At 70.5% G+C, this 13,647-nt stretch carries 14 protein-coding genes, 1 tRNA gene and 1 pseudogene; 6 read left to right on the forward strand and 10 right to left on the reverse strand.

What is annotated here, in order from left to right:
* The first annotated feature begins 518 nt into the window (after positions 1-518).
* Both E1291_RS43970 and E1291_RS43975 read left to right on the forward strand, forming a co-directional pair.
* Entirely contained in the window at positions 519-782 is a 264-nt protein-coding gene (locus E1291_RS43970; RefSeq protein WP_242614201.1) for a hypothetical protein, read from the forward strand.
* 21 nt (positions 783-803) lie between these two features.
* Positions 804-1,007 (forward strand): dehydrogenase, encoded by a 204-nt coding sequence (locus E1291_RS43975; protein WP_131738778.1) that lies wholly within the window; start codon positions 804-806, stop codon positions 1,005-1,007.
* Positions 1,008-1,131: 124 nt separating this feature from the next.
* Here the strand turns inward: E1291_RS43975 and E1291_RS44655 are convergent.
* Positions 1,132-1,263, reverse strand: a pseudogene (locus E1291_RS44655) (aldo/keto reductase); the annotation flags it as partial.
* 184 nt (positions 1,264-1,447) lie between these two features.
* On the opposite strand from E1291_RS44655, the gene E1291_RS16955 reads away from it, so the two are divergent.
* Entirely contained in the window at positions 1,448-2,107 is a 660-nt protein-coding gene (locus tag E1291_RS16955; protein ID WP_131738779.1) for an HAD family hydrolase, read from the forward strand.
* Here the strand turns inward: E1291_RS16955 and E1291_RS16960 are convergent.
* Complete coding sequence (locus E1291_RS16960; RefSeq protein WP_131738780.1) at positions 2,088-2,717, reverse strand: NsdA family TPR-like regulatory protein; 630 nt, start codon at positions 2,715-2,717, stop codon at positions 2,088-2,090. The genes E1291_RS16955 and E1291_RS16960 overlap by 20 nt on opposite strands.
* Here E1291_RS16960 and E1291_RS43270 point away from each other — a divergent pair.
* Positions 2,691-2,912, forward strand: a complete 222-nt coding sequence (locus E1291_RS43270) for a hypothetical protein (RefSeq protein ID WP_207400773.1) — start codon at positions 2,691-2,693, stop codon at positions 2,910-2,912. The two genes, E1291_RS16960 and E1291_RS43270, sit on opposite strands and share 27 nt — an antisense overlap.
* Positions 2,913-2,964: 52 nt before the next feature.
* Here E1291_RS43270 and E1291_RS16970 read toward each other — a convergent pair.
* Positions 2,965-3,037: transfer RNA gene (locus E1291_RS16970), tRNA-Ala, on the reverse strand.
* A gap of 148 nt (positions 3,038-3,185) precedes the next feature.
* On the opposite strand from E1291_RS16970, the gene E1291_RS16975 reads away from it, so the two are divergent.
* Both E1291_RS16975 and E1291_RS16980 read left to right on the forward strand, forming a co-directional pair.
* Entirely contained in the window at positions 3,186-3,944 is a 759-nt protein-coding gene (locus E1291_RS16975; protein ID WP_131738781.1) for a nucleotidyltransferase domain-containing protein, read from the forward strand.
* A 163-nt stretch (positions 3,945-4,107) separates the two neighbouring features.
* Positions 4,108-4,629 (forward strand): GNAT family N-acetyltransferase, encoded by a 522-nt coding sequence (locus tag E1291_RS16980; protein WP_278045267.1) that lies wholly within the window; start codon positions 4,108-4,110, stop codon positions 4,627-4,629.
* Positions 4,630-4,696: 67 nt separating this feature from the next.
* Here the strand turns inward: E1291_RS16980 and E1291_RS16985 are convergent, their stop codons facing one another.
* The 7 genes from E1291_RS16985 to E1291_RS17015 all read right to left on the reverse strand — a co-directional run bounded on the left by E1291_RS16985 (position 4,697) and on the right by E1291_RS17015 (position 13,602).
* A complete protein-coding gene (locus E1291_RS16985) occupies positions 4,697-5,989 on the reverse strand; it encodes a hypothetical protein (protein WP_131738783.1) in 1,293 nt (430 codons plus the stop codon).
* 10 nt (positions 5,990-5,999) lie between these two features.
* Positions 6,000-7,259, reverse strand: coding sequence for an ATP-grasp domain-containing protein (locus E1291_RS16990; RefSeq protein WP_131738784.1), 1,260 nt, complete (start codon positions 7,257-7,259; stop codon positions 6,000-6,002).
* 27 nt (positions 7,260-7,286) lie between these two features.
* A complete protein-coding gene (locus E1291_RS16995) occupies positions 7,287-8,540 on the reverse strand; it encodes an MFS transporter (protein WP_131738785.1) in 1,254 nt (417 codons plus the stop codon).
* Positions 8,537-9,802 (reverse strand): ATP-grasp domain-containing protein, encoded by a 1,266-nt coding sequence (locus E1291_RS17000; protein WP_131738786.1) that lies wholly within the window; start codon positions 9,800-9,802, stop codon positions 8,537-8,539. Before E1291_RS17000 ends, E1291_RS16995 begins: the two co-directional genes overlap by 4 nt.
* Before the next feature lie 89 nt (positions 9,803-9,891).
* The gene (locus E1291_RS17005) at positions 9,892-11,031 is read right to left on the reverse strand and encodes an amidinotransferase (RefSeq protein ID WP_131738787.1); all 1,140 of its coding nucleotides are present in this window, start codon (positions 11,029-11,031) and stop codon (positions 9,892-9,894) included.
* A complete protein-coding gene (locus E1291_RS17010) occupies positions 11,024-12,526 on the reverse strand; it encodes an iron-containing redox enzyme family protein (RefSeq protein WP_131738788.1) in 1,503 nt (500 codons plus the stop codon). Before E1291_RS17010 ends, E1291_RS17005 begins: the two co-directional genes overlap by 8 nt.
* On the reverse strand, positions 12,523-13,602 hold the full coding sequence (locus E1291_RS17015; protein WP_165495152.1) for a 50S ribosomal protein L11 methyltransferase: 1,080 nt from the start codon (positions 13,600-13,602) through the stop codon (positions 12,523-12,525). The genes E1291_RS17010 and E1291_RS17015 overlap by 4 nt, the downstream gene beginning before the upstream one ends.
* Positions 13,603-13,647: the final 45 nt, after the last annotated feature.

Genomic DNA, 13,647 nt, shown 5'->3' on the forward strand with positions numbered 1-13,647 from the left:
CCTTCGTGCTCTTGGTCGACTCGAAGGATCACGAGGTGGCCGTCCTCATGTCACGGTGACACGCCCACACAGGCCAAAACCCGGCAGAAGGTCACACAGACCCCATACACCACTTCCGTGGACGCTAACCGGTGTCGGTGGAGGCCGAAGAACTTCGCATCGAGTGGCATGAGAACGGCCGCGCCTTCTCGTATCGGGCTGGATGTCCCTGGCATCCGGTTGAATGCCAGGCATGACCGCACTACAGGTGGCTTCCCAACTGCCCGATATCGCCACGCTCCGCGACCTCTGCCGTTCCATGGCGGTGCTGGAGGCGATCCTAAGTCCCGATTGGGAAAGACGCCATCACACCTTCGACGGGAACTGGAGCCCCGGTGAGGAGTTGGCCTCCATGCGCAACGGCTCCGGAGACGAGTACTCGATCGTCTTCTCTGAGGCCGGTGCCTATGTTCGGGGCTTCGCCCACGAGTCGGTCATGAGCCCGTCTCTGGCACGAAGCCGATGGAGATCGCTGGCAAATGGGCGAGGTCGCCTACCCGTACGAGAACGGTGACCCTGACGGCTCGGCCTACCTGTTCAGGCTGTTCACCGACCCGTCCGCCGAGGCATTCCAGCGTTTCGCCGAGGACTACTACGAGACCCCCATCGACGTTGACGTGGTGCGGGACATCTACGCGCTTCGACCCCTTACCCAGGGGATGGTCTCTCGACTGAACGAAGAAGCGCTCGTCCACGAGTTGTCCGAAGACCTTGGAGCCGCGCGATACCCAACGGTGGCCTGAACAACTCGTACTGTTGATGCCATGCCCACTGGTGAACCCATTTGCCCGACCTGTGGCCAGGCGTTGACAGGCGGTGGCCTGGTCCTCATGGACCGTGAGGAAGATGGCAAGCGCACCTGCCGCGCGCTTTGGAAATGCGAGGAGCGCCACCTCTGGTGGGTGTGGGCGGATCGGCCCGCCTCGGCGCTCGATCCGTGCCCGGATACGGAACTGTTCGTCGACTGAGGCGGCGGCGCGGCAAACACGTATGGGCCCAGTCTTCTGAAATGCCCCGCGCAACCGCCTTCGTTCGGCGTGACAGCTTCGTCGTCACCGAAGTTTCGGCTTTGTGTAGGACGAGCCGGGCCATTTCCTCGTAGGAGAGCCGCCGTGTTCCCACGCTCACATTCTGGGCGAGGTGGTCCGGGTTCCCGGTGCCGGGGATGACCAGCACGTGTGGCTCCTGCTGAAGCGCCCAGGCCAGCCCGACCTGAGCGATCGTCGCACCATGCGCCTCTCGATCCGCTCGTCAGGGCCGGACGGTGGCGCCTCAGCCTTGCCATGAGGCATGACTAGACTTTCTTCCGTGAATGAGTGATCCGTGAAGGCTCGCCCTGTGGCGAGGTGACGCTCGTTGTTGCCGGACCGTCGAGCACACGTGCGAGTTCGCTCATAACGGCGGCGGCATGATCCGGGCTGTGGTGTTCGATGTCGGTGAGTGTTTGGTGAATGAGACTCGGGAGTATGGGACGTGGGCTGATTGGTTGGGGGTGCCTCGGCATACGTTCTCGGCGATGTTCGGTGCGGTGATCGCGCGGGGGCTGGACTACCGGGAGACGTTCCAGGTGTTCGCGCCGGGGTTCGACCTGACCGAGCAGCGTGAGGCGCGGGCTGAGGTGGGGCGGCCTGAGACGTTCGGTGAGGATGATCTGTATCCGGATGCTCGTCCGGCGCTGGCCGAACTGCGTGGGGCTGGGGTGTGGGTGGGGATCGCGGGGAATCAGACGGTGCGGGCCGGTGGGATCCTGCGGTCGTTGGGGCTGCCGAGTGATCTGATCGCGACGTCGGATGACTGGGGTGTGTCCAAGCCGGATCCCACGTTCTTCCACTGCGTGGTGGAGGCGGCGCCGTGTGAGGCGGGCGAGATCCTGTACGTGGGTGACCGGTTGGACAACGACATCTTGCCTGCGGCCGGGGTGGGGTTGCGGACGGCGCTGGTCCGGCGGGGGCCGTGGGGGGTCATTCAGCAGGACGACCCGGAAGCCGGCTGCGTTCCGACGATGCGGATTGACTCGCTGGCCGAGCTTCCGGGCCGTGTCGCCCGGTTCAACGCTGAAGGGCGCTGAGGGTTGTTTGCCATCCGTACAGGCGGTCGTCGAGGCGGCGGACTGCTGGGGAGTCGGCCCAGGGTTCGAGCGCGCGGCGGACGCGGTGGATGCGTTCCATGCCGGTCGCGTACCACGTGATCGCCAGCTGGTCCAAGGCTTGTTCGGCGTAGGTGCACGCGGCGTCGGGGTTGCGCTGGGCGATCTCGACGGCGGCCAGGTCGGCGAGGATCACTGATCGCTGGTTGGCGTTGGTGTCGCCCATGGCCTCCAGGACGCCGCGCAGGGTGTCGTGGGCCTGGGCGGGCTGCCCGGCCTTGAGTTGGGTGTCGCCTTTGAAGGAGGCCAGGCTGACCGGTGAGAACCAGTTGAACCATTCCGGCGCGGCGTGTCCGCTGCCTTCCGCCAACAGGGATTCGGCGTGGTTGATCAGGCGTAGGGCCTCGCGTGGGTGACCGCATCGGGTTTCGCATTCGGCTTCGACTGCGTCCAGCCATGCCCAGAACTCGGCCGTTGCGGGGCTGCGGCGTGCGTAGGTGCGAGCGGCTCGGATGCGCTCTAGGTATTCGTCGCGGCGTCCATCCCAGCCTGGGATGAACGCGGCGTGCGCGAGGATGGCGGCGCCGCGCACGCGGGGGCGACGCTCCCCGAACTCAAGGAGCGCATGGGGCACGCGATCGACCGTGCGGCGATGATCTACCTTCATGCGACGGACGAGCGTCATCGGGAGATCGCGGACACCTTGAGCGCGATGGCGAAGGCTGAACTCAAGGGCAAGAAGCGATCGGGCACGCAACGGGCACGGAAGCGGAAGAAGAGATCTTGAGGGGTGTGGGCCCAGGTCGGGACTTTGGTTCTGACCTGGGCCTTTTGGTGTGTGGAGCCTAGGGGATTCGAACCCCTGACACCCGGCTTGCAAAGCCGGTGCTCTACCAACTGAGCTAAGGCCCCGCGGGTCGGCGGACGGGCTCGATCGTACCGCAGGCGCGGGGGTGGGCCGGGGTGGGCGTTATGATCTTGAGGGGAGCGTGCGTGTATCGGTCTGGACGGGGCCCGGTGTCCGGGGTATTCGTCATTCTCTCGTTGGGGCGGCCCTCTCGTGAACGATCAGGTGTTCGTCGACCATGTCGCCGGGCGGCTCGCCGGGTTGCCCGCGGTGCGGGCCGTCACGCTCGGCGGGTCCCGCGCGCAGGGCACCCATGCGCCGGACAGTGACTGGGACTTCGCGGTTTATTACCGCGGTGGGTTCGACCCGGGTGACCTGCGGTCTCTTGGGTGGGACGGAGAGGTCTCCGGGATCGGGGACTGGGGCGGCGGGGTGTTCAACGGTGGTGCCTGGCTGAGGATCGAGGGCAGGCGCGTCGACGTCCATTACCGGGATCTGGACGTGGTGGAGCGCGAGATCGGGGAGGCGGAGCAGGGGCGGTTCCGCTGGGAGCCACTGATGTTCCATCTCGCGGGCATTCCCAGTTATCTCGTGGTGGCCGAGCTGGCGATCAACCGGGTGCTGCGGGGTGACCTGCCGCGTCCGGGGTATCCGGAGGCGTTGCGGGCGGCGGCTCCGGCGGTGTGGCGGGAGCGGGCGGCGTTGACGCTCGAGTACGTCAAGGGGACGTTCGTGCCGCGCGGGCAGGTCACCGAGGTCGCCGGGGCGCTCGCGACGGCGGCGATGTGCACGGCGCACGCCGTTCTCGCGGGCCGGGGCGAATGGGTGACCAACGAGAAACGGCTGCTGGGACGGGCCGGGTTGCGGGGGGTCGACGCGATCCTGGGCGGGTTGGTGCCCGGGACGTTGGCGGAGGCGGTCGCCGAGGCGGAGGCACTGTTCGAGTCGGTGGCGGGTGGCGGCGGAGAGTAGAACGGGGGCGGCAGAGCGCCCTCGCGGCGGCGGGGTGAGGGGCACGGTCCGGCGTTCTGTCTTCAGATGGCGGCAGACCGGAGGCAGGGCTCGGGAAGCAGCTCTTTGGGCGGGTTACCGTTGGTCCGTGACGGGTCCTGTTTTCACGTGGCGGCGTCTTGAGGTGGGAGATTTCGCGTTGCTGCGGCGGTGGCTGGAACAGCCTCACGTGGCACGGTGGTGGAATCACGAGACGTCGGACGAGGCCGTGATGCGTGACTTCGGGCCGGCCGCCAAAGGGGAAGAGCCGTCGGAGGACCTTCTGGTGTTCGCGGACGGGCGGCCGTTCGGTCTCGTGCAGTGCAGCCTGTTCGCCGACTATCCCGAGTACGCCGCCGAGATGGCCGCGGTCGTCGAGGTGCCCGAGGGCGCGATGACCATCGACTATCTCGTCGGTGATCCGGAGCAGACCGGGCGGGGGCTGGGCACGGAGATGATCCGGGCGGTGGTGGCCGGTATCTGGGCGCGTCACCCGGACGTGAGCTGCGTCATCGTTCCGGTGTCGGCCGCGAACCGGCGGTCGTGGCGGGCGCTGGAGAGGGCGGGGATGCGGCGGGTCGGCGAGGGGGAGATGGAGCCGGACAACCCCGCCGACGGTCCCGAGCACGTCGTGTACCGCGTCGATCGTCCCGTCAGAGGTTCGTGAGGCCGGCCGACGGCCCGGGGCTTGACCTCGCCGGGCGCCCGGCGATCGGCCGGGCGCCCGTGGACGGTCAGTAGAGGAACGCCGAGGTGCTGCGGCCCTTGATGCTGTTGAGGGTGACGACGGAGGTGCCGCCGACCGGGACGGTCCGGCAGAACGCGCCGCCGTAGCCGTCGGAGAAGAGGAACGGACCCCAGACGGCGCGGTAGTCGTGGACGGTGCCCGTCGCCGGGTCCATGACCGGTTCGGTGACGGGGACGACGCGGCGTTGCACGATGTGGGTCCGGCCGTCGCAGGCGGCGAGGTTCTCGGCCCATTCCCGGTCGGTCTGGTCCCAGCCGACGTGGATGCCCTGGCCCGCGAGGTTCGCGAAGGGCTTGAGGATCATGTGCTCGCGTTCGGCGCGGACCTGGTCGACGAGGTCCGGGGTGAGGATGCGCGTCCAGGGGAGGATCCGGTCGATGAGGGCGTTCTCCTCGGCGGACAGGTCCGCGCGCACGTCCGGGTCGGAGACCAGGGCCAGGCAGCTCTTGTAAGAGAACATGGAGTTCGACAAGGGCGTCCAGAGGACGACCTTGCCTTCCTCGTGGGCTCGCTCCAGGGCTTGGACGTGCTCGACGTTGCGGGGGTCCTTCACCATCTGGTTGACGGAGAAGTAGCGAACGACGAGGTCGATGGGACGGTCCTGGAGGTAGGGGCGGCCGTCCCGGTACTGCACCTGGTCGGCCTCACCGAGGAGGATTTCGACTCCGTACCGCTTCATCGTCTCCTGGAAGGCACGGTGCAGGCCCAGGTAGACGGGCATGGCGCCGATGGCTTCCAGATCGGCCACGACAGGGTTCTCTTTCTGCGTGGCCTCGATGAAGTGGCGGGCGATGGCCGCCGGGGTGTCGACGTGGGAGAGGTCGTGCTCCTTGGCGAACGCGCCGAACGGCTCGGTGTCGAGGAGCGCGCGGTTGACCTCGCTGATGTCGACGCCGCCGAGCTCGCTGCCGGAGTTGAGCTCCAGCAGCCGGTAGCCGTCCTCGCTCTGGTAGAGGTCGGCGCGGCCGTACAGGATCGGTTCGTGCGCGGCGGCGGTCATGACGGCGGTGCGCTGCTCGTCGGCGCCGATGGCGGCGCAGAACGCGCGGCGGTCGCCGCCGAACAGCCGGTCCGGCAGGGTTCTCAGCAGGGTGAACAGGTCGATGACGTCGGCGGTGGCGCGGCGGAACTCGTCCCCGGGGGCGAACAGCGGCCGCGGCAGCAGGTAGCCGCCCCAGGCGCCGGCGAACACCTCGGGCAGAGGGGCGGCCGCCATGACGTGACGCATGCCGCCGTGCTCGTCGGCGCACGCGTCCAGGTACTTCTGGGTGACCATCATGGGACCTTCTTCAGGCGTCGGGGTCAATGACCAGGTCTTTCTCGATCTTGCGGATGGCCTCGCGGTCGGCGTAGATCTGCTCGGCGTCCTCGTGGGCGAGGATGATGTAGCCCATCGTCATGCTCGCGAAGATGTCGGTGCTGGCGTCGACGTGGTCGCCGGTGCCGACGACGCCGACCGGAGAGTGGTAGCTGGGCAGGTCGCGGGCGAGGTCGTAGATCTCCGCGTTGCGGACGACGCCGGTGGAGTGCGACATGAGGAAGACGGCCATGACGTTGCGCCGCAGGGTGTAGCCGGGGGGCATGCCGGCGCCGTGGCCGCGGACCAGGTCCAGCGTCCGGGTGATCTGGCTGGACCCGGTGGCGATCTCGGTGACGGCGGGGTTGCCCGCGCCGGCGAGCCGGGCGTTGACCTCCAGCAGCCGCGGCCCGTCCGGGGTCATCATGATCTCGGTGTGCGCGGCCCAGTTGCGCAGGCCGACCGCGTCCAGCGCGGCGAGGCCGTAGTCGATGAGCTCGCCGTAGGCGCCGGTGTCGTAGGGCAGCCACTCGACGCTGTCGTACACCGCGATGCCCTCGCCGAACGGCACCCGCCTGTACTTGATCATGTCGGTGATCGAGTGGCGGCCGTCGTGGCTGACGGTGTCGATGGCGTACTCGGTGCCGGTCAGCCGCTCCTGGACGAGGACCTCCTCGGTCAGCACGTCCAGTTTGTCGCGGGTGCCGAGCATCCCGGTGAACAGCTCGCGCCAGCCCTCGCCGCGCGGCGCGCGGCTCACCCCGACGGTGCCCGCGCTGGCCGGGGGCTTGACGACCAGGTCCTGGCCGGTCAGTCCCTCGCGCTCGATCCACGCGGCGACCTCGTCCGGGTCGGTCGCGCAGATCTGCCGGGGGACGGGCAGCCCGGCGGCGGCGACGGCCTCGTGCATGCGGTACTTGTGCAGCCGCGCGTCCATGAGGGCGGGGTCGTTGGACAGCGCGGGGACCAGCGCGTCCGTGCACCGCTGTGCCAGCGGCAGCGCCGCCTCCGCCCCATGGAAGATCGCGATGGGGTCGAGCGCGCCGAGCCGCGCGATGGTGTCGGCGACGTCGCCGTGGTGGTTGACGACCGCGTCGTAGGCGGCGGGGTCGTAGGCGGACAGCATCGGGGCGAGCGCCGGTCCCGCGTAGTCCATCACGGCGACCGGGCTGAACCCCGCCGCGCGCAGGGCGGGGGCGAGCAGGGCGGCCGAGCTGAACGGCCGGACGATCGCGACGACCGGTCTGGTCATGGTCTTCACCTTCCTGTCGGTGGCCGGTCAGTCGGCCGCGGGTTCGAGGGCCGGTTCGGGGTCGGCGGAGGGGCGCCGGGCCAGCCCGGCGCCGGCCGCCGTGCACACGGCCGCGGCCAGCGCGAACGCCCCGGTCAGCACCCACACGCCCGACCCCCAGGCGTGCCAGGCGGCGATGCCGATCATGGGGCCGATGGCGTAGCCGACGTGCTGCGGGACGGTCGCCGCGGCGATGTAGCGGCCGCGCAGCGCGGCCGGTGCGACGAGGCCGGGGTAGGCCATCATCGACGGCGCCGCGATGACCTCGCCGAACGTCCACACCGCGGTGGCGAGGACGAGCATCGCGACGGGCGTCGGGCCGGTGTAGACGAGCTGCCCGACGCCGAGCATCGCCATGCCGAGCGCCATCGGCACGCCGATCGGCAGCCGCTGCAGCCACTTCGACAGCAGCACCTCGAAGGCGATGACGATGAGGCCGTTGACGCTGAGGAGCGTCGCGTAGATCTTGTCCGTATGGCCGGAGCCCGTCACGAACAGGGGCAGCGCGGCCGAGCTCTGGATGTAGGCGAGCGCGGTGAGGAACAGGCCGCCGACGACGAGCATGAACCGCCGGTCGACCAGGACCTGCCGGTATCCGGCGCGCTCGCCGCCGTCCGCGCCCTTGCGGGCGTCCGGTTCGCGGTCCGAGCGCAGCGCCGTGTAGGCGATGACGCAGTACAGCAGCGACGTCGCCGCGTCCACGTAGAACAGAGCGCCGTAGGACGCGAAGGTCAGCAGCAGGGCGGCGCCCAGCGGGCCGACGGTCGTGCCGACGTTGAACGTCAGCCGCAGCACCGAGAAGACCATGACGTGCCGGTCCTTCGGGGTCAGCTCCACGACCCACGCCATCGCCGCCGGGCGGTACGCCTGGGCGGTGAGGCCCGCGCCCGCGGCGACGACGGCGCCCACCCACATGTTCGGGACGTGGACGAGCGCCGCGGTGAGCACGGCCGTGCTCGCCATGGCCCCGACGATCGTCACCCGGTAGCCGAAGCGGTCGGCGGCCGCGCCGCCCGCCGCCGAGCCGGAGATCCGACCGATCATCAGCGCGGTGAGGACGACTCCGCTCTCCCAGGCGCTGAACCCCTCGTGCTTCAGGAACAGGACGAGGAAGGCGTTGAGGAACGCGGCCAGGTTGCTGATCAGGTTGCCGAGGACGAGGATCCGGACGGTCCCGCTCATCTCGCGCAGGGTGGCGAGGATGGTCGGGTGCGGTGCGTCCGGCGCGGGTGCCGCGCTCATGACACCGGCTCCAGCGGACGGCCCTCGAAGGTGAAGTAGCGGCCGGCGTCGGGGACGGCGGCGCGGGTCTCCTCCAGGGTCGGGGCGAGGGAGATGACGTAGCCGGTGCGGGCGAGGCCGTGCGGCGGCAGCCGCACCTTCGCGCCGGGCTGGACGCCGACCGCCATCTCGTGGACCGGCGGCTCGGCCAGCTCCCGGTGCGCGGTCGCCGCGGTGACCTCCATGTCGAACGGCGGGTAGGCGAACCGGATCGACGCCGCCTGCCTCGGCTTGGGGAACGACACCCGGGGGACGCGTCCGGCGGCGACGTCGGCGGCGGCGAGCGGCGCGTCCACGCCGGAGGTCAGCAGCCCCAGGTAGGGGATCATCCCGCCGCCGAGCCGGACGTTGATCTCGATGATGTGCGTCGCGTTCGCGGTGAGCTTGAACTCGATGTGCGTGAAGCCGTCGGTGAACCCGACCTCGGCGTGCGCGCGCTGGAGGGTGTCGCGCATCGCCGGGTCGGTCAGCAAGGGGTCGTTGGCGTCGACGTCGTGGCCGATCTCCTCGAACGCCAGCCGCGGGCCGTCGCCGAGGACCTTGCGCGCCACGATCAGCGGGGTGCAGGTTCCGCCGCTGAGCACGCAGTCGACGGAGATCTCCGGCCCGTCGAGGAACTCCTCCACGATCACGTAGTCCTCGAACTGGCGGATGCCGCCCATCCGGGTGCCGTCGGTCAGCGCGAACGCCGCGGCCAGGTCGTCCGGCCGCTCGACCTTGCGGATGCCGAGGCTGCCGCCGAGGTTGCGCGGCTTGAGGATGACCGGGTAGCCGATCTCGGCGGCGAACGCGCGGGCCGCCTCCAGCGTCGCGACGGCCTTGGACGCGGGCTGCGGCAGGTCCGCGGCGGTCAGCGCCTCGCGGGTCGCGGTCTTGTCGCGGCAGCGGGCCACCGCGTCCGGGTCCAGGACGGGGAAGCCGAGCGCCGCGCTCAGGTGCGCCGACGTCTCGATGTACACCTCGTCGTAGCAGAACACCCCGGCGACCTCGCGCTCGCGGGTCACCGCCAGGGCGGCGTCGATCAGCTTGTCCAGGTCGAGGCAGTCGACGACGGTGTGCCCGATGATGTACGGGTCCTCCCAGGTGGGAGGGGTCGGATTCAGCAGCCACAGCCGGTACCGCGCCGACACCGACTCCAGGATGTAGGCGCGGTAGACCCAGTAGCTGCTCGCGACCAGGATGAGGAGCGGGCGGTCGTCGCCCGCCGTCGGGTGGAAGGGCATGCGGACCTCGATGGGGAGTCGGGAACAGGGCCGGGGCCCGGGATCCGCGGACGGCAGGCCCGGCGCGGGGGCCTGCCGTCCGGGCCCGGTCAGGACGTGAAGTAGTCCTCCAGCGCGCCGCGCCGGCGGACGTCGAGGGTCGCGCAGTGGAACCCGCCGCCGAAGGTGTTGACCGTCCGGAACGGCACCGGGATGGGCGTGAAGCCCTCCTTCTCCAGCAGCCGCAGCAGCTCGGTCTCCCGCTCCTCGACGAAGATCCGCTCCTGGTCGAGCATGAGCGTGTTCATCGCGATCCAGCGGCTGCAGAAGTACATCGTCTGGTCCGCGGGGATGGCGGGCTCGGGGCAGATGAGGACGTCCCAGCCCTTGAACATCTCCGGCAGTTCCGGCACCCGCTCCGGGTTGACCAGGACCCGGCCCGGACGCAGCGGGACGAACGTGGCGTTCATGTGCATCGGGTGGTCGTCGACGAACGCGACCTCGTGGACGCGGTACTCCCCCTCCAGCAGCCGCCGCGTCCACTCGATGCCGAACCGGTTGGTGACGTGGCTGCGCTGGACCAGGATGTCGCGGCCGAACCGCATGAAGTCGCCGGCGTCCACGAGCGGCTCGAACTCGGTGATCACCGAGGTCGCGGCGGGGAACGGGTCGTGCGGCGCGGGCTCGGCGGGCTTGGCGGCGGCGTAGCCCGGGTTGTAGGACGCCTCCGTCAGCTCGGGCTTGGGCGCGGCGACCCAGCGGGCGCCGCGCCGGAAGTAGTCCTTGAAGATCGTCCGGAAGGGGTGGGTGGCGAAGTAGTACGACCGCCAGCCCATCGTCGCCTCGACGATCCGGTCCCCCGCCACCAGCGCGATGTCGCGCGGGAAGGTGTGCGACGACCCGCCGGTGGACGACCAGTCGGCCGTGCCGAACGAGCGGGACTGGTCGACCGGGTCGGGCCGGCGGACGGTGACGCCCTCCCCTTCGAGGATCGCCACGAACCCTTCGAGCTCGGCGTGCGCCGCCTCGACCTGCTCCCGCGGGAAGGGGCCGCCGCCGTTGCGGCGGTAGAACTCCCACGCCTCCGGCGGCACGGTCGCCTCGATGGCCGGGTGGAACGGCGGGACGGCGGCGCCGTCGATGACGCCGACGATCACCTCTTCGAGCGGGTCCCACTCGTTGTGGGAGCCGACCGGCGACACGGCGCCGCTCCCCGCCGGGGACGTCCCGGCCGAGCCGTGCTCAGTCATCGTGGGGGTTCCTTTCGATGGTCCGTACGGTCACGCGGGCCTGCGCGGAGGCCGCCTTCAGCCCGTGCAACCGGCTTCGCGGGACGAGCAGGACGTCGCCCTTGCCGAGCCGGTGCGGGCGGTCGGTCGCCCAGGCGTGCACGTCCACCTCGCCGTCGGTGACCTCGACGAGCCGGTCGGAGTCGTGCACGCCGGTGCTGAACGGGTCGTCCGGGCGGAGCGTGGCGGTCACGCCGTCGTCGTTCGCGGCGGACGCCAGCGCCGCGCCCGCGGCGGTGTGCTCGTCCAGCGTGTCGGCCCAGGAGACCTGGGCGCGGAAGTCGGCGTCGCCGAGCCGCAGCAGCAGCTTGGTGTCCTCGATGCCGCGGACCAGCTCGGGGACGACCAGGTCGCCGTGCGCCCTGGCCAGGCCGAGCAGCAGGTTCTCGTAGGTCATCCGCCCGTGGTGGATGTCGATGTGGGCGTGCTCGTCGCAGTACGCGGCGTCCACCCGGTCGCCGTAGACGGCGCGGAGCATCGCGCCGGTGTCGGCGAAGCCCTGGGCGAAGAGCCATTCGAGGTAGCTCACGGCGGCCATGTAGCGGAACACGCCGCGGTGGTCCTCGGTGAGCCAGTTGAAGTAGTTCACGCCGACCAGGGAGCTGGTCAGGTAGAAGTTCCAGTACGCGTGCACGTCGGTGTGGAGGCCGACGCTGGCCAGCATCTCCTTGAAGATCGTGCTGTGCTTGGCGCCGTAGACCCCGTACCCGAACTCGTCGACGAAGATCTTGAAGAGCTCGGACTGCTCGAGGCCGTAGGACCCGCCGAGGTTGCGCGCCATCGCCGACGCCTCGGTCAGCGCGTCCAGCGCGAGCTGGATCAGGTGCAGCGCCGCCGCCTCCTCCGGGTGGCGGCACTCGGTGATGAACCGCATGGTGCCGCCGACCGGCGCGGTGAGGTCCACCGCCGGGTTGCTGCCGGAGGCGTCCGCGGGCGCCCCGGCGCCGCCGACCTCGGCGAGGAAGTACTCCTGCAGCTCGTCGAACGTCCGCACCGCGGGCACGGGCACCGCGTCGTCCAGGAACGCGTAGCTGTAGCGCTCCAGGCCGGGCCGGACGCTGTCGCGCAGCCGCCGGACCTCGTCGCCGTAGAACAGGTCGAAGTCGGCCTTGGCGGTGCCGAGCCCGGCCGGCGGGAGCAGGATCATGTCGCTCTCGTAGGCGTTGCACAGCACGCGCCCGGCGATCAGCTGTCCGCTGCCGAGGAACTCGGCCTCGGTCGCCGGGACGGAGAAGTCGCGCTCGCCCACGCCGGGCGCGCCGATCGGCCGCCGGTAGGGGTTGCCGGTGATGTACACCTCGGGCCCCGGCTGGAAGATCCGCTGCGCGCACAACGCGGCGAGGTCGCCGGCGCGGTCCCCGGACGCGACGGTCCCGCCCGCGAGGCGTCCGACGTCCACGCCCGGTCTGCCGCCGCTGACGGTCCCGGTGGTGAAGGTTCCGGTGGTGACGGTCATAGCGCGGCCTCCTCCGCGTTCGGGCGTGCGCCGTCCGCGTCGACGGAGAAGCGCACGCGCTCGCCGTCGTGGGCGGCCACCAGCGTGACCGGCTCGCCCGGCTGGACGTGCACCGGCACGGGCAGGCACTGGATCGCCTGCTTCCAGTGGGATCGTTCCTGGTCGGGCCCGTTGCTGACCGTGATCCCCGGCAGCAGCTCCATCTCGAACCAGAACGCGATCGCGTGCACCCGCCCGGCCGCGGTCGGCTCCAGTGTCAGCGCGGTCCGGCGCGGGCTCTCGTCGTCGGTGTAGAAGTCGAAGTCGAACACCGGCAGCGGCTCCGACAGCGCGCGGTGCTCGTGATGGGTGAGCCGTGAGTCGAAGTACTCCAGCGTGGCCAGCCGGTTGAACGGCGCCAGGTCGAACCCGTACAGCTTGCCCACGTGGTTCTTGCGGTGCAGCGCCGCGCTCTCGACGAGCTGCGCGATGACCCGGGCCCGGCCCGGCAGGATCGTGGCGTCCGCGGTGAGCAGGTGCTCGCGGGCGTGCGCGATCGTCCCGAGGATGCCCTCGCCGAGCAGCCCGCAGTCGACGATCTCGGTGACCAGCAGGTCGGCGCGGCGGGGCAGGTCCTCCGGCACCCGCATCCGGGTGGACAGCTTCGGTACGACGGTGACCGCGTCGTCATAGCCCGCCGTGCGCACCACCTGGACGGCGGTCTCGGCGACCGACGGCTCCCCCTCGCAGGCCACGACCTCCCGCGCGCCGGCGCGGGCGGCCATCATCGCCAGCAGCCCGGACCCGGCGCCGATGTCGAGCACCAGTGCCCCGGGGTCGGCGGCGACCGCCCGCCGGATCGCGCGGTCGTACAGCTCGCCGCGCTCCTCGTCGTGCAGCATCTCCCAGTGCCAGCGCGGGACGGTGCGGCGCACGGCCCGGTTGTGCCCGATCAGCGCCTCCTCGTGCTGGCGGTCCAGCTCCAGGACGAACCCGTAGGCGCGGGCCGCGTCCTCGTGGCGGCCCTGCCGGTGCAGGTCGCGGCCCCAGCGGAGCAGGCCGCCGATCAGCTCGGCGTCGCGGGTCGTCGTCTCCACTACCGTGCCTCCTCGGCTCGAGACGGGCGGTGAGTCGGGGCGGGC

Source organism: Actinomadura roseirufa (assembly GCF_900659635.1).
Classification (GTDB): Bacteria; Actinomycetota; Actinomycetes; order Streptosporangiales; family Streptosporangiaceae; genus Spirillospora; species Spirillospora roseirufa.